Origin of the sequence: Kitasatospora sp. NBC_01539, from assembly GCF_045040525.1 — a bacterium.
Classification (GTDB): domain Bacteria; phylum Actinomycetota; class Actinomycetes; order Streptomycetales; family Streptomycetaceae; genus Kitasatospora.
In genome coordinates, this window is sequence record NZ_CP109390.1 from 435,532 (window position 1) to 456,882 (window position 21,351).

The following is a 21,351-nucleotide window of genomic DNA, read 5'->3' on the forward strand; positions in this document are numbered from 1 at the left end:
CATTCCGTATCCGGTCCCCGTTCCGGCTTCGTCCTGGGCGAGGCACACGTCCGGGCAGTCGCTGACCGGCCCGGAGGCAGGCCCGGTGACACCGTGACCACGACCCGCCCCACCAGCCGAACGGCAACCGTGAACTCCCTGACCGTCGCCGACGCGATGGAGCCGTGCGAGTACCAGATCGCCGACGACAGCAGCGTCGACCGCGTCGACGACATCTTCCACAACGCCCACGTCGGCTACCTGGTCGTGCGCGGCCACGACGGCCGCTGTGCGGGCCTGGTGACCCCGCACAGCCTGCGCCCCTTCCTCGACCGCCCCCACCCCCGCTCCGGCGAGCAGGTCACGATCCACGGTGCCGTGCACCAGCGCGGCCCGTTCGCCTGGCCGTCGATGGCCCTGGCGCTGGCGGCGCTCGCCATGCGGATCAAACGCCTGGTGATCTGGCCGGTCATCGACGACGACGGCTACGTCCTCGGCATCATCACCGCACAGAACGTCGACGGCATGATGGCGCACGCCCCGGCCTGACAGGCTGTGCGAGGTCGAGGCGGGAGCGGTGCCGGGCTCGCCGCGGCCGTGCCCGGCCGGGGTGCCCGGTCGAGCACGTCCGCACATCACCCGGGCACGAACCGGCGTCGCCCGCCTCCCCCGTGGGCACGGTCATCGCATGGACCACGACGAACGGCTTCTCCACAGTTCGGCGTTCGGCGCGGCCGCGGCCGCGTACGCCGAGCACCGCCCGGACTACGCGCAGGCCGCGGTGCGCTGGGTGCTGGAGGCCGCGCCCGGACCGCGGGTGCTCGACCTCGGTGCCGGAACCGGCAAGCTCACCGCCGCACTGGTCGCGTCGGGCGCGGAGGTCGTCGCGGTCGAGCCCGACCCGGCGATGCTGTCCGAGCTGCGCCGTGCGCTGCCCGCGGTCCGCGCCCTGCCGGGAAGCGCCGAGGCGATCCCGCTGCCGGACGCGTCCATCGACGCCGTGCTGGCCGGCAACGCCATGCACTGGTTCGACATGGCCGTCGCGGGACCCGAGATCGCCAGGGTCCTGACGCCCGGCGGTGTCCTGGGCGGCCTGTGGAACGTCATCGACGACCGGGTCGCCTGGGCGGCCGGACTGGCGCGGGTCGGCGGGAGCGCGGCCGTCGGCCCGCGTGACACGCTCGGCAGCTGGCGCACCGCGACGTCGGACCTGCACCTCCCGGACACCGGCGCCGCCCGGTTCGGCGCACCGGAGCAGGCCGAGTTCCCGCACGGGCAGCGCCGTACCGCCGACTCCCTCGTCGCCACGCTCGCCACCCGCGCGGGAATGCTGGTCATGCCGGCGCAGGAGCGGGCGGCGGCGCTCGGCCGGATCCGCGCCTTCCTCGCGAGCAGGCCGGAGACCGCCCACGGCGGGTTCACGCTGCCGATGCTGACCGGCGTGCTGCGCCTCCGGCGGTTGTGAGACGGCGGCCGGGGCGGGACGGAAGCGGGGCCGGGTGGGAGGGCGGGCCTGCCCGGAGCAGGACGGCCCTGCCGGAAAAGGTCGTGTGTATGCCACCTGCCGACGGACAAGTCGGCCGCAACGGCGAGTGTCCTGCCGCCCGTCGGCGCCGAACACTGTTCTACTGGCCGCATGTCCCACATCACGTTCCTCCTCGTGATGGTGATCGTCACGGCTCTGGCGTTCGACTTCACCAACGGCTTCCACGACACCGCGAACGCGATGGCGACCTCGATCGCCACCGGCGCGCTCCCCCCGCGGGTGGCCGTACTGGTGAGCGCCGTGCTCAACGTGGTCGGCGCGTTCCTCTCCACGGCGGTGGCCAGGACGATCTCCGGCGGCATCGTGAACGACGGACTGATCACCCTGGGCATGATCTTCGCGGGGCTGGTCGGCGCGATCCTCTGGAACCTGCTGACCTGGCTGGTCGGACTCCCGTCGAGCTCGTCGCACGCGCTGATCGGCGGGCTGGTCGGTGCGGTGTGGGTCGGTGCGGGGCTGAAGGCCGTGAACTTCGCCGAGGTGTTCGAGAAGATCATCATTCCGGCGTTCGCCGCGCCGGTGGTCGCCGGGATCGCCGCGTTGCTGGCCACCCACCTGGTCCACCGACTCAGCGGGCGGGCCCACGAGAAGTCCCTGGATCAGGGCTTCCGGTTCGGGCAGATCGGGTCGGCCTCGATGGTCTCGCTCGCGCACGGCACCAACGACGCGCAGAAGACGATGGGCGTGATCACCCTCAGCCTGATCTCCACGGGTGCGCTGCCGACCGGCGCCGGGCCGCCGATCTGGGTGGTCCTCACCGCGGGCCTGGCCATCGGCCTGGGGACCTACCTCGGCGGCTGGCGCATCATCAGGACGCTCGGCCGGGGACTGACCGACATCCGCTCCCCGCAGGGCTTCACCGCCGAGACGGCCTCCGCCACCGTCATCCTGACCTCCGCGCACCTCGGGTTCGCGCTCTCCACCACCCAGGTCTGCAGCGGCAGCATCATCGGCGCCGGGCTCGGCCGCCGCCGGGCGGAGGTCCGCTGGAGCACGGCCCGGCGGATGGCCGTCGCCTGGCTGATCACCCTGCCGGCGGCCGGCCTGATCGGCGGCGGCGCCTCCGCCCTCGTGGTGAACGGCGGAACGGCCGGGACGGTCGCGGTGGCCGTGGCCGCCGTGGCCGCGGCAGCGGTGATCTACCTGCTGTCCCGGCGCAGCCCGGTCACCGCCGACAACGTCAACGACGCCTCCACCGTGACCGTCAACCCGCAGCCCGCCCCGGCGGGCAGCTGAGAGCGAGGACGCTGCCGTGGCACTGGACTTCAGCGCCCTGGGCGAGGTGGCCGCCGTCAGCATCGGCACGACGGTCGCCGTCGCCGTGGTGTTCACCCTGGGGGTGCGGTCGATGCTGAGCCACCAGGACGCCAGGGACGAGGGCCGGAGTTCGGTCGCCGCCCTGGCGGGGGCCGCCCTGTGCTTCCTGGTGTGCGCCGGCGCCGTGCTCTACGGGCTGTACCTGATCATCCCGGAGTTCCACGGCTGAGCGGACCCCGGACCGGCCACGGTTCCGGTCCCCTGCCCGCGGGTGCCGTGGCGGCCGGGTGGGCCGCCACGGCGGGGCGCGGGTGCGGGGTGCCGGGTTACTTGGCGACGACCGCGGCGGCCAGCTTCGACAGCGGCTCGCCCAGGGCGTTGACCGCGGTCGCGAAGACCTTGCGCTCCGGCTCGCCGACCTTGTCGTACGAGGTGTAGACGTCGCCCTGCTTGTACTTCGCGAGCAGGGTCCTGATCGCGGCGAACTCGGTGTCCAGGGTGGCGGCCAGCGCGGCGTCCTTCTCGGCGACGACGGGCTTCAGCAGCTCGTAGGCCTTCTCGGCGCCCTCGACGTTGCCCGCGAAGTCCGACAGGTCGGTGTGCGAGTAGCGGTCCTCCTCGCCGGTGACCTTGCCGGTGGCGACCTCGTCGAGGAGTTCCTTGGCGCCGTTGGCCATGGAGGTCGGGGTGATCTCCGCGGTCGGGACGCGCTTCTGCCAGTCCTTCAGGTCGGTGACCAGCTGGTCGGCGAGGGTCTTCTCCTCGTCGCCGATCCGGTTGTCGGCGAAGAGGGACTTCTCCAGGCGGTGCCAGCCCGTCCAGGTCTGGCCGGGCTCCAGGCCGTCCTCGCGGACGTCGGTCTTCGGGTCGATGTCGCCGAAGCTCTCGGCGATCGGCTCGGTGCGCTCCCAGCCCACGCGGGACGGTGCGAACAGCGACCTGGCCTTCTCCGTGTCGCCGGCCCTGATCGCGGCGGCGAACTGTTCGACGACCGGGATCGTGGCGTCGGCCTGCTCCTGCGCGTAGGTGCGGTAGGCGGTGACCGCGGCCTCCAGGCGGGCGTCGGCCTTGGGGGCGGCGGCGTCGCCGGCGCCGGTGACGGTGATCTTCTGGCGGATGCCGTCGCCGGTCATGCCGGGCTTGCAGGCGACCTCGTACGCGCCGGCCTTGATTTCGGCGTGGATGGTGACCCTGGTGCCGGGGCCGATGTTCTCGCGCTCGGTGACGATCTTGTCGCCGGCGGCGTAGACGTAGACCTCGGTGCTCTTGGAGCCCTTGTTGTGCACGGCGAACTCGACGGCGCCGGCCGGGAAGGTCGTCTTCGAGAGCGCGCAGGCGTCGTCCGAGGCGTCGACCTGGACCGCGTCGGCCGAGGCGGCCTCGTCCTTCGTGGAGCAACCGGCCAGCGCGGCCCCGGCGACGGCGAGGATCAGGAGGGTCGCGGCGGTCGAACGGCGGCGGGCAGACATGGCGCACTCCGGGAAGTCATCGAGGACGGTCGGCAGGCCGGGCACGGGACGGAGCCCCGACCAGCAAGGCAAGGCACACCTTACTGAGGGTCGCCTAATCCGTCTACTTTCGTGTAGTCATCTGCGCGGGCTCGACCCCGTTCCGAAACGGACGCCGCCCGGACCGCGCGCCCAGGGCCGCGAACGGCAGCCCCTTCGACGGGCGACGGCGACGGCGACGGCAGCAGCCCTGCACGGCGGCCGGTCGGGTACCGACGGGCCGCCCGCACGTGCGGCTTCACCACCGAGGCGGCAGGGGCCCCTTCTAGCCGGGGTGGTCGCCGCGGAGTTCGGCGTTGATGCGCAGCGCTTCTTCGAGTTGGTCCTCGAGGATGATGATGCGACAGGCGGCGTCGAGGGGGGTGCCCTGGTCGACGATCTCGCGGGCGCGGGCGGCGATGCGCAGTTGGTAGCGGGAGTAGCGGCGGTGGCCGCCGGCGGATCGTTGAGGGGTGATGAGTTTCGCCTCGTCGAGGGTCCGGAGGAAGCCCGGCGTGGTGCCCAGGATCTCCGCGGCCCGGCCCATGGTGTAGGCGGGGTAGTCGTCGTCGTCGAACTTGGTCTCTGCGCTCATGTGGTCCGCCGTGATCGGGTCTGTGGCGAGGGTGGCCTGTTCCACCAACACCTTCTTTCTCGGGAAACGGGTCGAGGGCCCCGGCGCTTTTGCGCGCCGGGGCCCAGGGATATGAGGATTCACTGCACCATCTACTGCACTACTGCTGCCGGCTGGTGTGCCGGCCTGCGGTGTCCGCGCTGCCCCGGAGTGGGGCAGGGCGCGGGGATCGCGTATGCGTGACCGAGGACCACCTCTTCCATGACGTTCCATGACGATGGCTACTGCGGTGACCGCCCGGCGGGGGAATGCATGCCGTGGCGGGCGATCCGACGGGGTGAACCCTTCCCTTCTCCTCTGGTGTGCACTGTCCGTACTGCCGGTACTGCCGGTACTGCGAGCTGCCGACACCACCCGTCCTGCCGGTGATGCGTCGTGCGAGTTCCACTCCTGCGGGTCCCCGTACGGCCGAGTGCTGCCGGTACTGCGTCGTACGTGCGCAACCGCCACCGTCTCGGACCCCACGCACAACCGGGCCCGCGACGCCTGGCAGGTCACCCGCCTTCCGCCGGAACCCCGACTGCAACCGGGTCCCGCGTACTGACGACCTGCACGCCTCCTGCATCACTACTGGTACCGCCGACTGCATGACCGCCCGGGCAGTTCGTGTCTGCCCGTTCAGCTGTCCTGCTCTTCCAACACCAGGAACGTTACACACGCCACCAGGCGATGTCTACTCTCGCCAGCACAGATTTCCGCGCCCGGGTGCGGGACCTTATTGCGGGTGACACGTCCGGGCCCGACGCCCGCCCGCCGGGCCCGGACGCGAGGCGCCGCCCCCGGCGCCGAACGGCCGGAACCTCCCGGCCATGGCAGGCGCTCCTGCTACGCCACCACAGTCGGGCACGCAGGGCGGTGCGGCTGCGGTGGCCGGAGTCGGCGACGGTGAACTGCCGAAGTGACCCGACACAGGTGGCACGGGACGAACGAGGCCGCCCCTCACAACCGCCGGGCCCCGACACCGTCCCCGGCGAGCGCGTCACCGGGGTTCAGCAGGGCGCAGGCCTTCATCGAGAGACATCCGCAGCCGATGCACCCGGTGAGCTCGGTCTCCAGGCGCTCGATGGTCTGCCGGCGCTCCTCCAGTCGGCGCTTCCAGCCGCGCGAGGCACGCTGCCACTCCTGGTGACTCGGCGGACGGTCGAGCGGCACGTCGGCGAACGCCTCCTGGAGATCCTGCAACGAGATGCCGATCCGTTTCGCCACCGAGATCAACGCGACACGGCGCAGCATGTGCCGCGGGTAGCGGCGCTGGTTGCGATGGTCGCGTTCGGAGGCGATCAGGCCGAGTTCTTCGTAGAACCGCAGTGCGGAGACGGCCGCCCCGGTCCGCACGCTCACCTCGCCGATGCTCAGCCAGTCGTCCGGGGTCGCCCGGACGTTGTCGGAACGGTCGCTCGCCATACGGGTCTCCTCCACTTGACCTCAAGCTTACTTGAGGCCCTACGGTCGGCCGTGTCGGAACGGCACTCAGCACCCATCCGGAGAGGACGGCAGTTCGATGACGTTTGTGATCGCCATGCCCTGTGTGGACGTCAAGGACAAGGCATGCATCGACGAGTGCCCTGTCGACTGCATCTACGAGGGAGAGCGCATGCTCTACGTCCACCCGGACGAGTGCACCGACTGCGGCGCCTGCGAGCCCGTGTGCCCGGTCGAAGCGATCTTCTTCGAGGACGACACACCGCAGGACTGGCAGCACTTCACCACCGTGAACGCCGAGTTCTTCGCCGACCTGGGCTCCCCCGGCAGCAGCGCGAAGCTCGGCCCGATCGGACGGGACCATCCGGTCGTGGCGGCGCTGCCGTCTCAGTGCGCCTTGTGATCCGGCCGGGCCGATGCCAGAACGCGGTCGAGGGCTGCCCGGCCCGCGGGTCCCCAGGTCGGCTTGCCGCCTGGAAGGCCCCGTTCTCCGGCCTGGCCCATGAGGATGAGGAAGAGGCTCTTCAGGGCGGCCAGCCCTCGGGCGCGGCGGATCATCGCCTCGTCCGCCCGTGCGTACGCGTCGAAGAACCGCGGTGCCGCGCCTGCGGGAAGCAGGACCCACGCCGCCGCGAGATCGACTGCCGGATCGCCCGCGCACATGTCGCCGAAGTCGATCACGCCCGAGAGCGTGCCGTCCGAGACGACGACGTTCGCCGGGTGGAGATCGGCGTGCAGCCATACCGGCGGGCCCTCCCAGGCGGGGGCCGCGAGGGCCTCGTCCCAGATGTCCCGGACGTGCCGGAGGTCGTCGGCAGCCCCGCCGGAAGCCACTTCCCCGACCAGCTTCCCGAAGCCGTCCGTGAGCGTCCGGAGGGGAACTCCGCGGTCGGGACTGATCGGCGCGTCGGCGGGCGCCTCCGTATGGAGCGCCCCGAGGAAGGCCGCCATGGTGTCAGCCGCACGATCGTGGCTGATCGGGGCGTGGTCGGCCGGTTCGCCGGGCACCCAGGTGGCGATGGTCCACGGCCGCGGGAAGAGCGCGGACGGTTCACCGATCCGCAGCGGGATCGGGACCGGGAGTGGAAGGCGCGGCGCCAGAGCGGGCAGCCACCGGAACTCCTTGCGCAGGAGGGCGGGCGCTCGCTCCGTACGCGGCATGCGTACGGCCAACTCTGATCCAAGACGCCACAGTTGGTTGTCCCAGCCGCCGGCCACCCTACGGATGTCCAGCCCCGCCAGGTCCGGGTGCCGTTCCCTCACCAGGGAGCGCACCAGGTTCTCGTCGATCTCGATGCCGTCCATGGTCCCACTCAACCATCAACGGCTCCTCGGCCACCGGCGGTCGAGCACACGCGGTCGGTGCACTGCACGGGTGAGCATCCGGATGGCCGCCACCCCGGGGCCCGTGGACCGGGCAGCGGTGGCCGGTCCGCTCACGGCGTCTCCGACGGACGGAGAGGGTAGGAATCGCTCCTTCCTCTTCCGGTCGCGAGGGTGACGGCGGTTCGGGGTCGTGGCGCGTGCCGTGACCCCGAACCGCCCGTCGGCCGGGCCCGGGGGACCCGCCGGCCGGCCTCAGCCCGGCAGGTTCCACTTCTGGTTGGCGCCGTTGTCGCAGTCCCAGATGTCGAGCCGGGTGCCGTTGGTGGTGTTGAAGCCGGGGATGTCGAGGCAGCGTCCGCTCACGGGGTTGACGAGTGCGCCGTTGCGGGCCTGCCACTGCTGGTTGGTGCCACCGGTGCAGTCCCAGATCTCGACCAGGCTGCCGTTGGTGGTGCCACCGCCGGTGATGTCCAGGCACTTGCCGTTGACCTGCAGCGTTCCGCCGCTGAACGTCCACTGCTGGGCGGGGGTGCCGTTGCAGTCCCAGATGTCCACGACGGTGCCGGCGGTGGACGACCCACCGAAGTCGTCGAGGCATTTGGCGGTGTTGAGGCCCGAGGTGACCGCTCCGGTGGGGGCGGGCTGCGGGCCGGGCGGCTTCGCGCCGCCGTTGCCGTTGTAGGAGGGGGGTGCGGAACTCGCGCCGGTGGCCCAGTTGGTGTTGGCGGTGGTGCCCAGGGTGAGGTCCAGGGTGGCGCCGTTGATCACGGCGTTGGCCGGGAGGTAGGCGTTGTTCCAGTTGGCGCCGTTGAGGGTGGCGCTCTGGACGTAGGGGGCGTTGGTGGCAGCCTGCGGTGCGTTGACGGTGAGCTTGCTGCCGTTGGCGAGGGAGACGGTGACGTTGGTGAACAGGGGTGAGCCGAGAGCCAGGTCGCCGGTGCCGGGGGTCTCGGGGTAGAAGCCCATGGCGGAGAAGACGTACCAGGCGCTCATGGTGCCGAGATCGTCGTTGCCCACGCTCCAGTTGGCCGGGTTGTTGGGCCAGAGCTGGTTCTGGACGTCACGGACGATCTTCTGGGTCTTCCAGGGCTGGCCGATGTAGTCGTACTCCCAGGGGAGTTCGATGGAGGGCTCGTTGCCGAGATCGGCGTGGGAGCCGCCGGAGCCGTGGAAGTCGGAGAGGACGCTGTCGAGGTAGGCGGCGAGCTTGGCGTTGCCGCCCATCGCGTCGGCGAGACCGCGGATGTTGTGGGGGACGGCGCCGGTGTACTGCCAGGAGGTGCCCTCGACGAACTGGTCGCTGCTGGTGGCGTTGAAGCCACTGCGCCAGGAACCGTCCTTCAGCTTCGGCTGCATGAAGCCGGAGGCGGGGTTGAACACGTTGCGCCAGTCCTGTGCCCGATTGGCGAACTGGTCCCGCGTGGTGGTGTCGCCGAGTGCGCCCGCGAACGCGGAGGTCGCGAAGTCCTGCGCCGAGTACTCGAGGAGCGTGGCCACCGAGCCGTAGAAGTCGCGCGGGTAGGCGCCGTCCGCGGGCAGGTACCCGTACTTGGTCTGCAGGTCCAGGCCCATCCGGATGGGGTTGCTGGTGGTGCCCTGCCTGACCATCGCGTTCTTGGCCGCGGCGGTGTCGAAGTCCCGTGCGCCGAAGGCGTAGTAGTCGGCGATGATGGCCGGCCCCGGGTCGCCGTTCATCACCTGCGTCTCCGCCGAGTTCAGCGACCACTTCGGCAGGAAGCCGCCCTGGGCGAAGTCGTTGACCAGCGACTGTGCGCTGTCACTGGCCTGCTGCGGGGCGACCAGGGCCTCCAGCTGGGCCTGCGTGCGGTAGATGTCCCAGCCGGAGTAGGTGCCGTACTGCGCCTTCTGCCGACCGCTGACGGTGTGCACCTGGCGGTCGAAGCCCCAGTACCTCCCGTCGCTGTCGCTGATCAGGTTCGGATGCAGCAGCGCGTGGTACAGCGCGGTGTAGAACACCTTCTGCTGGTCCGAGGTGCCGCCGGTGACCGAGACCCGGCCCAGAACGCTGTTCCAGGCGTTGTGCGTTGCGGTGCGGACGGCGTTGAAGTCCCAGTTCGGGTTCTCCGCCACCCGGTTGGCGGTGGCGCCGGCGATCGAGACGTAGGAGAGGCCGACCTTCGCCTGCACCGTGCGGGTGCCCGTGGTGTCGAAGGTGATCGAGTTGCCGCCGTTGAACGTGCCGGTGGAGGTGATCGGCCGGTCGAAGACCATGTCGAAGTACGCGGTGTACGACGGGCTGGACGCGCAGAAGAGGCCGGCGTCCACCGAGCCGCTGACCTCGGTGCTGCTCACCTTGTTGAAGTGGAGGTTCGTGGCCTTGTCCGCGTTCAGCTTGAACAGCAGGTTGGCCTGGGTGGTCGAGGGGAACGTGAAGCGCGCCATCCCGGACCGGGCGGTCGTGGTGAGCTCGGTGTTCACGCCGTTGTTGAGGTTGACCGAGTAGGCGCCCGCGCTCGCCGACTCGTTGGCGTGCGAGAAGCCGACCGTCGCACCGCCGTCGACGCCTCCGACGGTCGGCAGGACCGGGATGTCGCCCATCGCACCGCAGCCGGGCCCGGAGAGGTGGTTCAGGCTGAACCCTGTGACAACGTTGTCAGAATAGGCATAGTCACCCCCCGGCGGCCGTGACGGAGTGTCGGGACTCCACTGGACCATGCCGAACGGCGCGTCGGCGCCGGGAAAGGTGTTGCCCTCGTGCGACGTTCCGAGCAGCGGGTTGACCAGGGACGCCGGGTCCGACACTGCGGCCACGGCCGCCTCCGCTGTCGCTGTCGGGGGCGCGGCAAGCCCGAGGATCATCAGACCGGCCGCGACGGGAATACGCCATCGCTTCATCATGCGGCTCCAGAGTTGGGCAGTTGCGGCTTTCGCCGGACCGTCGGACTCGAACGTCGGCCAGCAAAGGGGAAGTTGTGGACACTTGTCAACGAGGTCGACCGAACCCGTCGAAGATTCACGGCCACCCCGCAGGTCGTCGCGCTCCGACGAAACCCGATCGGAGCGCGACCGGCCGCAGCCGAACTGCCGGGCCACCAGCAGGTTCTGCCCCGTTTCGGGCGGCCGCGCCGACACCGGCCGGAGACTCCTGCCGGCACTCGTCGCGGATTGTCGACATGTTCAGACCATTGACGGAGCATCGACGGCTGGCTAGCTTCCTGGAGAGCGCTCCCCCGGCCGGCCCCCCACGCCGGGCCGTCGCACCCCCCACGCGTACCTAGGAGTTCCTCATGCGTATGCCCAGATCACTCTGTGCCGCCCTCCTCTGCACGACCATGGCGACAACGTTGTCAGGCCTGACCGGGACTGCCACGGCGGCTTCGACCGCGGCAGCGGTGTGCAACAAGTACTGCGACACCAGGGACCCCTCGCTCAGCCCCCAGGACCGCCAGCCGGTGTCCGCCACCCTGTCCGGCCGCTCCGTCGTACTGCACTTCGACGACACGGACGCGATGGGCTGGGCTTCGATCGCCAACGGCGCGGCGGGCGACGAGGTGTGGCTCGACCGCTCGATGGACGGCGGCCGGACCTGGACGAACGGCAGCAAGCTCGGCGACACCAGCGTGCCGTCCGGGGGCAACAGCTGGCGCACGCTGATGTACAACGTGGACGACTGGAACGTCCAGGGCGTCGGCGCGCTCCGGGCGTGCGGCCGGGTGGGCACCGGCATCACGTGCACAGCATGGGCCCGGACCACCTGGAACGCCGGCGATCGGCGCACCGCGGCGGCGACCGCACTCATGATGTCGTTCGACCGCACCACCAAGCTCTTCGGCGGCAACGGCTGGTGGACCAGCGCCAACGCGCTGACGGCGATCATCGACAACGCCCGGGTCAGCGGCATGGGCAGCTACATGTACGCGATCGCCGACACGTACAACAAGAACATCGGCGCCCAGGGCGGCAACTTCACCAACGAGTACCTCGACGACACCGGCTGGTGGGGGCTCGCCTGGGTGGCCGCCTACGACCGGACCGGCGACAGCCGGTACCTCAACACGGCACGCGCCGACGCCGACCACATGTTCGCGAACTGGAACAGCACCTGCGGCGGCGGGGTGCGCTGGAGCACGAACGGCAACTACAAGAACGCGATCACCAACGAGCTGTTCCTCCAGCTCACCGCCGCCCTGCACAACCGCATCCCCGGGGACACCACCTACCTGAACCGGGCCAGGAACGAGTGGACCTGGTTCCAGAACAGCAAGATGATCAACTCCGACCACATGATCAACGACGGGCTGAACGACGCCTGCGCCAACAACGGGCAGCCCACCTGGACGTACAACCAGGGCGTGGTACTCGGCGGCCTGACCGAGCTCTACCGGGCGACCGGTGACGCGAGCCTGCTGACCACCGCACGCACCCTCGCGAACGCCTCCACCACCCGGCTCCAGAGCGGCGGGGTGCTGCGCGAGCCCGGCGAGGGCGACGGCTGCACCGGTGACGGCCCGTCCTTCAAGGGCGCCTACGTCCGCGGGCTCGGCCGGCTCAACACCCAGCTCGCCGACCACCCGTACGCCTCGACCCTCAGTTCCTGGGCCAACTCCGCCTACACCAAGGACCGCAACCCGCTCGACCAGTACGGGCCGCACTGGGCCGGTGGGGCCGGCAGCACCGACTACGGCTGCCAGCAGAGCGTGCTGGACCTACTCAACGCCGCGGGCTGACCGCCTGCGGGCCGCGCCACCGACCCGTCGGCCGCCCGACCGGATCCCGACCGGCACCCGACCGGCCCACCCACGGCCGGTCGGGTGCCGGTCGGCCGACGGGGAGGCAGTCGCACCCGCACGAAGCCCGGCTCCGCGCACCGCACGCCGACCCGGTGCCGTGGAGCCACGGATCCGTACGTCAACCGAGTCGCGCACGCCACCGCACGCCGTGCGCGGCTCCCGAGCCGAAAGGCCTTCAGATGAAGTACACCCGAAAACTCCTCCCGCTGTGGTTGTTGGGGCTGATCGCCGCGATGCTCGCGGTCGGCGCCACTCCGTCCCAGGCGGCCACGACGACGATCACCGTGGACGGCGGCCAGGGCGGCCGCACGTTCGACGGCATCGGCGCGATCAGCGGCGGAGGCGGCAACTCCCGTCTGCTGAAGGACTATCCGGCCGCGCAGCAGGCGCAGATCCTGGACTACCTGTTCAAGCCCGGGTACGGCGCGAACCTGCAGCTGCTGAAGCTGGAGATCGGCGGTGACGCCAACTCCACCGACGGTTCGGAGCCGTCGATCGAGCACAGCCGTGGCGTGATCAACTGCAACGCCGGCTACGAGTTCTGGCTGGCCGAGCAGGCGAAGGCCCGCAACCCCGCCATCGGCCTGTACGGGCTGGCGTGGACCGCGCCCGGCTGGATCAACGGCGGCTTCTGGTCCACCGACACCATCAACTACCTGATCTCTTGGCTCGGTTGTGCCAAGCAGCACGGCCTGACCATCAGCTACCTCGGCGGCTGGAACGAGCGCGGCCACGACGCGAACTGGTTCGTCCAGCTGCGTTCGGCGCTGAACAACGCCGGGTACTCCGGCGTGAAGCTCGTCGCCGACGACAGCGGCTGGGGCGTCGCCGACGACATGGCCAAGAACAAGGCGTTCAACGACGCCGTCGCGATCATCGGCGCGCACTACTCCTGCGAGGGCGGCGACGGTGGAAACGCCAACTCCTGCTCCAGCAGCACTGCGGCGAAGAACAACGGCAAGCCGCTGTGGGACAGCGAGAACGGCTCGCAGGACATGAACACCGGCGCTCCGGCGCTGATCCGTGCCATCACCCGGGGCTACATCGACGCGAAGATGGTCAGCTACTTCAACTGGCCGCTGATCGCCGCGATCTACCCCAACCTGCCGTACAACACCGTCGGCCTGGCCACCGCCAACTCCCCCTGGTCGGGCAACTACACCATCGGCGCCAGCACCTGGGCCACCGCCCAGGTCACCCAGTTCACCCAGCCGGGCTGGAAGTTCATCGACTCCGCCTCCGGCTACCTCGGCGGCACGGAGTCCAACGGCACCTACGTGACGATCAGGTCGAACACCAACTCCGACTACTCCACCATCCTGGAGACCACCACCTCCACCGGCACGCAGACCGCCAACTTCCACGTGCAGGGCGGTCTGTCGACCGGCACCGTGCACGTGTGGGCCACCAGGGTGAACTCGCCGAGCCCGGCGACCTCCTTCGTCCACACCCAGGACATCACCCCGAGCAACGGCTCCTACTCGCTGACCATGCAGCCCGGATACGTCTACACCGTCAGCACGACGACCGGCCAGGGCAAGGGCACGGCGACCGCACCGGCCGCGCACCCGCTCGCGCTGCCCTACGCCGACAACTTTGACAACGTTGCCATCAACGACGAGGCCACCTACCTGTCCGACATGCAGGGCTCCTACGAGGTCCAGACGTGCGCGGGCGGCCGTTCGGGCCGGTGCCTGCAGCAGATGGCACCGGTCAAGCCGATCGAGTGGCAGGACGACTCGGACTCCTACTCGCTGATCGGCGACACGACCTGGTCCAACTACACCGTCAGCGCCGACGTCTTCCTGCGCGGTGCGGGCACCACCGAACTGATCGGCCGCGCCAACACCCAGCAGCGCCCGCAGTCGCACATGAACGCGTACTACCTGCGCATCCGCGACACCGGGCAGTGGTGGATCGAGAAGATGTACACCGACGGCTCCAACCACACGCTGGCCACCGGCACCACCACCGCACTGGGCACCGGCACCTGGCACAACCTGTCGTTCGTCTTCCAGGGCACCCGGCTCACCGCCAAGGTCGACGGCAACCAGATCGGCACGGTCACCGACTCGTCGTTCCTGTCCGGCCAGGCGGGCCTCGGCATCCAGGGCTACCGCACCGACCAGTTCGACAACCTGTCGATCGTCGCCGGCAGCGGGATCGCGCAGCCCCCGGTCGGCCCGATCACCTCGGGCCTGAACTCCGCGAAGTGCCTGGACGACTACACCGCCTCGAACGCCAACGGCACCAAGGTCGACGTGTGGGACTGCAACGGCTCCAGCGCCCAGCAGTGGACGCAGAACAGCGGCACCCTCCAGGTCAACGGCAAGTGCCTGGACATCACCGGGGCCGCCACCGCGAACGGCAGCCCGGTCGAGCTGTGGGACTGCAACGGCGGTGCCAACCAGCGCTGGGAGCCGACCAATGGCACCCTGGTGAACCCGGTCTCCGGCCGCTGCCTCGACGTCCCCGGGTTCGACACCACCAACGGCGTCCAGATCGACATCTGGGACTGCAACGGCGGCGCGAACCAGAAGTGGAACGTGCCCGTGGCCTCCTGACCGACCCACGGCGCCCGGGCGGACACCACCACCCCTCACACCGTCCGCCCGGACGCCCGTGAGCCCGGGCCCCATTGCCGGTCGGTCTTCATCGGCGGGGCACGGCCGTCGCGCGTCCGGACGGCCGTGCCCCCCTCGTCCGTGCCCCCCTCGTCCGTACCCGGTGCGCCTCCCCTGGCCGCACCGGGCACGGACCTCACCGCACCTACCGATCCGCCGACCTCGAAGAGGAACCATGACCAAACGATCCACAGCGGGCCTGCTCGCCGCGCTGGCCGTCGCCTCCGGCCTCGCCGCCCTGCTGCCGGCGACGACCGCCACGGCCGCGGACGCCCGGGCCGCTGCCGCCGCACCCGCAGCATTACGGGTACTGCCCCTCGGCAATTCGATCACCTGGGGCATCGGCAGCCCCAGCGGCAACAGCTACCGGGGCTTCCTCGCCAACCAGCTGACCGCGGAGGGCCACGCGCTGGACTTCGTGGGCTCCGTCCGCAACGGACCGATGGCCGATCCCGACAACGAGGGCCACTCGGGCTGGCGGATCGACCAGATCGCCGGCATCACGGACGCGACCGTGGCCCGTTACCGGCCCAACGTGGTGCTGCTGGAGATCGGCACCAACGACCTGAACCAGAACTACGAGGTGCCCACGGCCGCCGACCGCCTCAGCGCCGTGATCGACCAGATCACCCGGGGCGCCCCGGACGCCACCGTCCTGGTCGGCTCCCTGATCATCTCCACCAGCGCGACCGAGGAGGCGAACCGGCCCGCCTTCAACCAGAAGCTGCCCGGCATCGTCCAGGCGAAGCAGTCCGCCGGCAAGCACGTCCGCCTCGTCGACATGGGCGCCCTGACCGCCGCCGACCTGTCCGACTCGCTGCACCCGAACGACAACGGCTTCGAGAAGATGGCCACCGCCTTCAACTCCGGCATCCAGGCCGCCGACGCCGCAGGCTGGATCAAGGCGCCCGTCGCCCTCGGGGGCCAGGTGCAGTCCGGCATCGCCGGCAAGTGCCTGGACGTCAACGCCGGCAGCACCGCCAACGGCACCGCCGTGCAGATCTGGTCCTGCAACGGCACCCAGGCGCAGTGGTGGAACGCGTACGCCGACGGCACCCTGCGGTCGATGGGCAAGTGCCTGGACGCGGAGGCCCGCGGCACCGCCAACAACACCAGGATGCAGATCTGGGACTGCAACGGCGGCGCCAACCAGGTCTGGCAGGCCTACAACGGGGGGTACCGCAACCCGGTGTCCGGACGCTGCCTCGACGATCCGGCCTCCTCCACGACGGACGGCACGCGACTGGTGCTGTGGGACTGCAACGGCAACGTCAACCAGCGCTGGACAACGCTGCAGCCCGCCTAGGGCCACCCGCCCACCGTGGCTCCCGGCCCCGCCCCGGCTCGCACCCCGGGCACCGTCCCGGGCCCGGCCCTCCGGATCTCCTCTCCGGGGCCGGGTCCCGGGACATCCGGACGTTCCGGGGCGTGCGGCCGCGGGCCGGTCGGATACCCGCAGGCGTGCGGCCGCGGGTCAGTCGGCTGCCCGCAGCGGGACCGGTGCCCCCGCGGCCGTTCGCCGGACGGGGTGCTCCCCCGAGCTGCGCACGACGAGGCGGGTCAGCAGGACGACCTTCCGCGGGGCGGAGCGATCGCCGGCTATCCGGGAGAACAGCAGGTTGGCCGCGGTGCTGCCGACCGTGGCCGGGTCCTGGCTGACGACGGTCAGCGGCGGTTCCAGCTGCTTGGCGAGCGGCAGGTCGTCGAATCCGACGACCGCCATCGGGGCGGGGTGGTCCAGGCCGTCGAGCACGCCGAGGGTGATGAGGTCGTTGCTGCTGAACAGGGCGGTCGGCGGATCGGCCAGGGCCTGGAGGCCGGCCAGGGCGGCCCGCGCCTCCCGGTGGGAGCGCAGCCCGTGCCGTACGAGGTCGGGGTCTGCGTGCAGTCCGTGGGCGGCGAGGGCGTCCAGGTAGCCGGCGTAGCGCTCCCGCTGGGTCCAGATCTCGTAGCGGTCGCCGAGGTAGGCGATCCGGGTGTGACCGTGGCCCAGCAGGTGGGCGACGGCGCCCTTCGCACCGTCCCGGTTGTCGACGGTGACGGTGTCCACGTCGAGGCCCTTGGCGGGGCGGTCGGCGCAGACGACCTGGGTGCCCGCCTCCATGGGCGGTTTGAGGAAGCCGTGGCTGCCGATGGTGGGCACGATGATCAGGCCGTCGACCTGGCGGGCGGTGAACGCGGCGATGACCTCGCGTTCCCGGCGCGGCTCGTCGTTCGTGCTGCCGACCAGGACGACGTAGCCGCGGCGGTGCGCCTCGTCCTCGACCGAGCGGGCCATCAGGGCGTAGAAGGGGTTGGCGAGGTCGTCGACGACCAGGCCGATCGTGGAGGTCCCGAGGTTCTTCTGCCGCAGGTTGCGCGCGTTGTCGTTGCGCTGGTAGCCGAGTCTGCGCACCGCCTGCTCGACCCGGGCGGCGGTGTCGGGCGACACTCCCGGTTCGCTGGAGATCACCCGGGAGACCGTCATGAGGCTGACCCCCGCCGCCTGGGCCACGTCCTTCATCGTCGGGCGCTTCACAAGCCTCCTCCTCGGCACGCTTCCCGGATCGCCTGCCGGTCTGCCCAAGCGCCGGAGTGCATCCTACGGTGCCCGGCGTCCCGGGCACGGCGGGGCACCGGTTACGGCGGAGTGCCACCCGGCCCTCGGGGGGCGCCGGCCGGGTGATGCGGACCCCCGTCGGCCGATCGGCCGTCACCAACCTTTTCCTGAAAGGTGCACGGCGGCAAGCGTCCGCGGTGGCCCATAAGGGCGCAGCGGACCGCCGCGGACTCAGCCCTTGCTCGATCCGAGCGCGAGCCCGGCGATGAACTGCCGCTGGAGCAGCAGGTAGACGACCAGCGTCGGGATCGCGGCGATCACGGCGCCCGCAGCGATCAGGTTCTGGTTGCTGACGAACTGTCCCTGCAGGTTGGCGAGGGCGGAGGTGACCGGGCGTTTGTCGCCGGAGGACATCAGGGTGACGGCCCAGAAGAAGTCGTTGTAGATCCAGGTGGTCAGCAGGGTGGCGAGGGCGGCCAGGGCGGGCCGGCAGAGCGGCACGGTGAGCCGCCAGAAGCGGGTCCACAGGCCGGCCCCGTCGACGAGCGCGGCCTCGTACATCTCCCCGGGGATCGACTTCATGTAGTTGCTCAGCACGAACACGCAGAAGCCCAGCTGGAACGCCACGTTGATGGCGATCAGGCCGAGGGCCGAGTTGTACATGAGCCCGCTGTCGGCCAGGGCCGTCGGCACGTGGATCTTCAGGTACATCCGGTACAGCGGGGTGATGACGACCTGTTGCGGCAGCAGGTTGCCGGCCGTGAAGAGGATGAGCAGGGCCACGTTGACCCTGAGCCTCAGCCGGGTGAGGACGAAGGCCGCCCCCGACGCGAGGACCAGCACGACGATCACCGCGGGCACGGTGATCAGCGCGGAGTTCCGGAAGAAGTGCGGCATGTCCGACTGCGACCAGGCGTCGGTGAAGTTGCGGAGCGTCAGGTGCCGCGGCAGCGAGACGTATCCGTACCTGCGGGTGTCGGAGTAGGGGCGGACGGCCACGTAGAGGGTGAAGGCGATCGGCAGCAGCCACAGCAGCGAGGCGGTGACCAGGAACAGCTGCGCGGCGACCCGGGCGGGCGGGCGTTTCGGCGGGCGGCCCCCCGCGGCCGTGGAGGTGGCGGGGGTCCGGGCGAGGGTGTCGGTGCTCACGGCGTGTCCTCCCGGCGGAAGGTCTGGTGGAGGAAGACGGTGATGGGTACCAGCGAGATCGCCAGCAGCACCACTCCGAGTGCGGAGCCGAAGCCGACGCGCTGGGTCTCCCCGACGATGTTCGAGGTGACCAGCACCGAGAGCAGTTCGAGGCCGTTGATGCCCTTGTTGGTGATGTACACCAGGTCGAAGGCGCGCAGCGACTCGATGACGGTGACCACCATGATGACGATGTTGACCGGCCGCATCACCGGGAAGACCACCCGCCGGAAGGTCTGCCAGGCGTTGGCGCCGTCGATCACGGCGGCCTCGCGCAGCGTCGGGTCGACCGCCTTGAGGCCGGCCAGGTAGAGCACCATCACGTACCCGGACTGCCGCCAGGTGGCCTCGGTCAGCACCGCCCACAGGTTGAGGTGCGGATCGCCGAGCCAGTCGATGGCGTCGCCGTCGCCGGTGCGCCCGAGGACCACGTTGATCAGCCCGTAGTTCTGGGAGTACATGAACTCCCAGATGATGCCGACCAGGGCGAGCGACAGCATGACCGGCAGGAACAGGATGCTCTGGTACATGCGGCTGCCGCGGAGGCCGCGGTCGAGGAGCACGGCGAAGAGCATGCCGAGCGGGGTGGCGATCACCACGAAGACGGCCAGCCAGATCAGGTTGTGCCGGACGGCCGGCCAGAACTCCGGACTGACGGTGGCGGCCTGGTGGTAGTTCTGGATGCCGTACAGGCAGCCGTTGTTGAGCACCGACGGCAGCTTCGGATCGCACGGGTCGGCGTGCAGGGATCCGACGCCGTTCCACCGGGTGAAGGAGAGCAGGGTGGTGCCGGCCGCCGGGAACCACACGAGGGCGAGGTCGAGCAGGAGCGGGATGCCCAGCAGGACGGCGGCGACGATGCGGTCGCGGGGCGTCAGTGTCCGGACGCCCCGCCGGCGGCGGGCCGGGGCCGGCGCCCCGGTCGCCGCCGGCACCCGGCCGGGTGCCTGGGAAGGGGAGTTCATCAGGTGTAGATCGCCTTCGCCTGGGTCTCCGCGCTCTTCTGCAGCGCGGCGATGTTCCCGGTGCTCGGGTCGTCGATGAACTTCTGGATGACCGAGATCATCGCGGTGGCCATCGCCGGGTCGGCGTCGCGGTCCATGAACTGGGCCACGGCCTTGCAACCGGATATCGCGGCGACCGACTTCTGCTGGATGGCGTTGTACGTCGGCACCTGCAGGCCCTTGGCGAGGCCGACGTCCCACTGGTCGGTCCTCAGGTACTCGGCCTCGGCCCGGCCGCTGCCGATGTACTCCAGGACGGCCTTGGCGGCGGCCGGGTTCCTGGCCTTGCGGCTGAGCATGAACCCGTCGGTGGGGGCGTCCATGTAGTCCTGTCCCCACCGCGGGTCGACCGCGGGGAAGGGGAAGAAGTCGAGGTCGGCCAGGTCGGCCTTGTCCGTGACGTACTGCGCGGCGACCTGGTTGCTGCCCTGGAACATCATGCCGGCCGCGCCGCTCTCCAGGCTCTTCACCGCGTCCTGCCAGATCCGCCCGTTCGCGCCGCTCTGTACGTACGGCATGAGTTCGGCCCAGTGCTGGAAGACGGTGTACACCCCCTGGTCGGTCCACGGGATCTCGTGCTTCAGCAGCTTGATGTGGTAGTCGTAGCCGTTGATCCGCATGTTGAGGATGTCGAAGGTGCCGAGCGCCGGCCAGCCGTCCTTGTCGCCGAAGGCGATCGGTACCAGGCCGTCGGACTTCATCCTCTTCGCCAGCGCCACGTACGCGTCCCAGGTGGTGGGCACGGTGTATCCGTGCTTGGCGAAGAGGCTCTTGCTGTAGAAGACGACCCACGGGTAGTTGTACATCGGCACCAGGTACTGGTGGCCGTCGAGTCCGGTGGAGAGCTTCTTCGCGGCTTCGCCGAAGTTGCCGCCGATCTTCTCCCACACGTCGTCCAGCGGCTGGGCGAGGTCCTGCGCGGCGAAGTACTGCATGCGGTATCCGGCGAACCAGGTGAACAGGTCGTCGGGGGTGCCCTGGAGGTAGCTGGTGATGTTCTGCTGGAAGGTGTTGTGGTCGACCGTGTTGATCTTGATGTCCACCCCGCCGACGGCGGCGGACGCCGCGGTGGTGAGTGCCGCGAAGGCCGACTTCGCGGACGGGTCCGAGTAGTTGGACCCGAAGGTGACCGTGCCGCCGACCGTGGTGGAGCCGGGCGCCCCGCCGCCTGACGGAGCGGGCTTCGGGTCGCTGCCGCAGGCCGTCAGCAGGCCCCCGGACACCGCCGCGAGCCCGGCGGCGCCGACCGCGCTCCTGAGCAGCGCCCGGCGTGACGGCGTCGTTCTCACATCGTCTCCGCGGGTCGGGTCGACATCGGACATGGTGCCTCCGTGGTGTGTGGGGTGCCCGGGAGCCGGTGGGCGGGAGCCGGTGGGCGGGAGCCGGTGGGCGGGGGGCCGGTGGGCAGGCCGGTGAGCGGGAGCTGGTGGGCAGGGGCCGGTGGGCGGGGGGCCGGTGGGCAGGCCGGTGAGCGGGAGCTGGTGGGCAGGGGCCGGTGGGCGGGGGTCGGTGGGCGGGGGCCGGTGGGCGGGGGCCGGCCCGAGGGCTGCGGCCCCCTGCCTCCGCTTCAGCGGTACGCGCGGGCGGGCGCCGG

17 protein-coding genes are annotated in these 21,351 nt (G+C 70.5%); 8 read left to right on the forward strand and 9 right to left on the reverse strand.

What is annotated here, in order from left to right:
- Positions 1–93: 93 nt before the first annotated feature.
- The 4 genes from OG335_RS01800 to OG335_RS01815 all read left to right on the forward strand — a co-directional run bounded on the left by OG335_RS01800 (position 94) and on the right by OG335_RS01815 (position 3,011).
- Positions 94–528 (forward strand): CBS domain-containing protein, encoded by a 435-nt coding sequence (locus OG335_RS01800; RefSeq protein WP_405009170.1) that lies wholly within the window; start codon positions 94–96, stop codon positions 526–528.
- Between the two features lie 139 nt (positions 529–667).
- Positions 668–1,444: a class I SAM-dependent methyltransferase gene (locus OG335_RS01805; protein WP_405009171.1), complete on the forward strand. Its 777-nt coding sequence runs from the start codon at positions 668–670 to the stop codon at positions 1,442–1,444.
- A 171-nt stretch (positions 1,445–1,615) separates the two neighbouring features.
- Complete coding sequence (locus OG335_RS01810; protein ID WP_405009172.1) at positions 1,616–2,761, forward strand: anion permease; 1,146 nt, start codon at positions 1,616–1,618, stop codon at positions 2,759–2,761.
- Positions 2,762–2,777: 16 nt separating this feature from the next.
- A complete protein-coding gene (locus OG335_RS01815) occupies positions 2,778–3,011 on the forward strand; it encodes a hypothetical protein (protein ID WP_405009173.1) in 234 nt (77 codons plus the stop codon).
- A gap of 97 nt (positions 3,012–3,108) precedes the next feature.
- Here the strand turns inward: OG335_RS01815 and efeO are convergent, their stop codons facing one another.
- The 3 genes from efeO to soxR all read right to left on the reverse strand — a co-directional run bounded on the left by efeO (position 3,109) and on the right by soxR (position 6,307).
- The gene (gene efeO, locus OG335_RS01820; RefSeq protein ID WP_405009174.1) at positions 3,109–4,251 is read right to left on the reverse strand and encodes an iron uptake system protein EfeO; all 1,143 of its coding nucleotides are present in this window, start codon (positions 4,249–4,251) and stop codon (positions 3,109–3,111) included.
- 304 nt (positions 4,252–4,555) lie between these two features.
- Positions 4,556–4,864: a MerR family transcriptional regulator gene (locus OG335_RS01825; RefSeq protein WP_405015282.1), complete on the reverse strand. Its 309-nt coding sequence runs from the start codon at positions 4,862–4,864 to the stop codon at positions 4,556–4,558.
- 978 nt (positions 4,865–5,842) lie between these two features.
- The gene (soxR, locus tag OG335_RS01830; protein WP_405009175.1) at positions 5,843–6,307 is read right to left on the reverse strand and encodes a redox-sensitive transcriptional activator SoxR; all 465 of its coding nucleotides are present in this window, start codon (positions 6,305–6,307) and stop codon (positions 5,843–5,845) included.
- Between the two features lie 97 nt (positions 6,308–6,404).
- On the opposite strand from soxR, the gene fdxA reads away from it, so the two are divergent.
- Entirely contained in the window at positions 6,405–6,728 is a 324-nt protein-coding gene (gene fdxA / locus OG335_RS01835; protein ID WP_405009176.1) for a ferredoxin, read from the forward strand.
- Here fdxA and OG335_RS01840 read toward each other — a convergent pair.
- Both OG335_RS01840 and OG335_RS01845 read right to left on the reverse strand, forming a co-directional pair.
- The gene (locus tag OG335_RS01840) at positions 6,713–7,630 is read right to left on the reverse strand and encodes an aminoglycoside phosphotransferase family protein (protein ID WP_405015283.1); all 918 of its coding nucleotides are present in this window, start codon (positions 7,628–7,630) and stop codon (positions 6,713–6,715) included. The genes fdxA and OG335_RS01840 overlap by 16 nt on opposite strands.
- Positions 7,631–7,903: 273 nt before the next feature.
- Positions 7,904–10,510 carry a lectin gene (locus tag OG335_RS01845; RefSeq protein WP_405015284.1) on the reverse strand — a complete coding sequence of 869 codons (2,607 nt, stop codon included), beginning with the start codon at positions 10,508–10,510 and terminating at the stop codon, positions 7,904–7,906.
- Positions 10,511–10,944: 434 nt separating this feature from the next.
- On the opposite strand from OG335_RS01845, the gene OG335_RS01850 reads away from it, so the two are divergent.
- From OG335_RS01850 to OG335_RS01860, 3 genes are all read left to right on the forward strand, one after another.
- Entirely contained in the window at positions 10,945–12,339 is a 1,395-nt protein-coding gene (locus tag OG335_RS01850; RefSeq protein ID WP_405009177.1) for a glycoside hydrolase family 76 protein, read from the forward strand.
- 242 nt (positions 12,340–12,581) lie between these two features.
- Entirely contained in the window at positions 12,582–14,966 is a 2,385-nt protein-coding gene (locus OG335_RS01855; RefSeq protein WP_405009178.1) for a ricin-type beta-trefoil lectin domain protein, read from the forward strand.
- Positions 14,967–15,201: 235 nt separating this feature from the next.
- A complete protein-coding gene (locus OG335_RS01860) occupies positions 15,202–16,332 on the forward strand; it encodes a ricin-type beta-trefoil lectin domain protein (protein WP_405009179.1) in 1,131 nt (376 codons plus the stop codon).
- Between the two features lie 168 nt (positions 16,333–16,500).
- Here the strand turns inward: OG335_RS01860 and OG335_RS01865 are convergent, their stop codons facing one another.
- From OG335_RS01865 to OG335_RS01880, 4 genes are all read right to left on the reverse strand, one after another.
- A complete protein-coding gene (locus OG335_RS01865; protein WP_405009180.1) occupies positions 16,501–17,544 on the reverse strand; it encodes a LacI family DNA-binding transcriptional regulator in 1,044 nt (347 codons plus the stop codon).
- 252 nt (positions 17,545–17,796) lie between these two features.
- On the reverse strand, positions 17,797–18,714 hold the full coding sequence (locus tag OG335_RS01870; RefSeq protein WP_405009181.1) for a carbohydrate ABC transporter permease: 918 nt from the start codon (positions 18,712–18,714) through the stop codon (positions 17,797–17,799).
- A complete protein-coding gene (locus tag OG335_RS01875) occupies positions 18,711–19,718 on the reverse strand; it encodes a carbohydrate ABC transporter permease (protein WP_405009182.1) in 1,008 nt (335 codons plus the stop codon). The genes OG335_RS01870 and OG335_RS01875 overlap by 4 nt, the downstream gene beginning before the upstream one ends.
- Complete coding sequence (locus OG335_RS01880) at positions 19,718–21,079, reverse strand: ABC transporter substrate-binding protein (protein WP_405009183.1); 1,362 nt, start codon at positions 21,077–21,079, stop codon at positions 19,718–19,720. The genes OG335_RS01875 and OG335_RS01880 overlap by 1 nt, the downstream gene beginning before the upstream one ends.
- Between the last annotated feature and the right edge of the window lie 272 nt (positions 21,080–21,351).

Coding starts and splice junctions, on each gene's coding strand:
- OG335_RS01805 (WP_405009171.1), top strand. CDS start 668: ATGGACCACGACGAACGGCTTCTCCACAGTTCGGCGTTCGGCGCGGCC.
- OG335_RS01810 (WP_405009172.1), top strand. CDS start 1,616: ATGTCCCACATCACGTTCCTCCTCGTGATGGTGATCGTCACGGCTCTG.
- efeO (WP_405009174.1), bottom strand. CDS start 4,251: ATGTCTGCCCGCCGCCGTTCGACCGCCGCGACCCTCCTGATCCTCGCC.
- OG335_RS01825 (WP_405015282.1), bottom strand. CDS start 4,864: ATGAGCGCAGAGACCAAGTTCGACGACGACGACTACCCCGCCTACACC.
- soxR (WP_405009175.1), bottom strand. CDS start 6,307: ATGGCGAGCGACCGTTCCGACAACGTCCGGGCGACCCCGGACGACTGG.
- fdxA (WP_405009176.1), top strand. CDS start 6,405: ATGACGTTTGTGATCGCCATGCCCTGTGTGGACGTCAAGGACAAGGCA.
- OG335_RS01840 (WP_405015283.1), bottom strand. CDS start 7,630: ATGGACGGCATCGAGATCGACGAGAACCTGGTGCGCTCCCTGGTGAGG.
- OG335_RS01845 (WP_405015284.1), bottom strand. CDS start 10,510: ATGATGAAGCGATGGCGTATTCCCGTCGCGGCCGGTCTGATGATCCTC.
- OG335_RS01850 (WP_405009177.1), top strand. CDS start 10,945: ATGGCGACAACGTTGTCAGGCCTGACCGGGACTGCCACGGCGGCTTCG.
- OG335_RS01855 (WP_405009178.1), top strand. CDS start 12,582: ATGAAGTACACCCGAAAACTCCTCCCGCTGTGGTTGTTGGGGCTGATC.
- OG335_RS01860 (WP_405009179.1), top strand. CDS start 15,202: ATGACCAAACGATCCACAGCGGGCCTGCTCGCCGCGCTGGCCGTCGCC.
- OG335_RS01875 (WP_405009182.1), bottom strand. CDS start 19,718: ATGAACTCCCCTTCCCAGGCACCCGGCCGGGTGCCGGCGGCGACCGGG.
- OG335_RS01880 (WP_405009183.1), bottom strand. CDS start 21,079: ATGTCCGATGTCGACCCGACCCGCGGAGACGATGTGAGAACGACGCCG.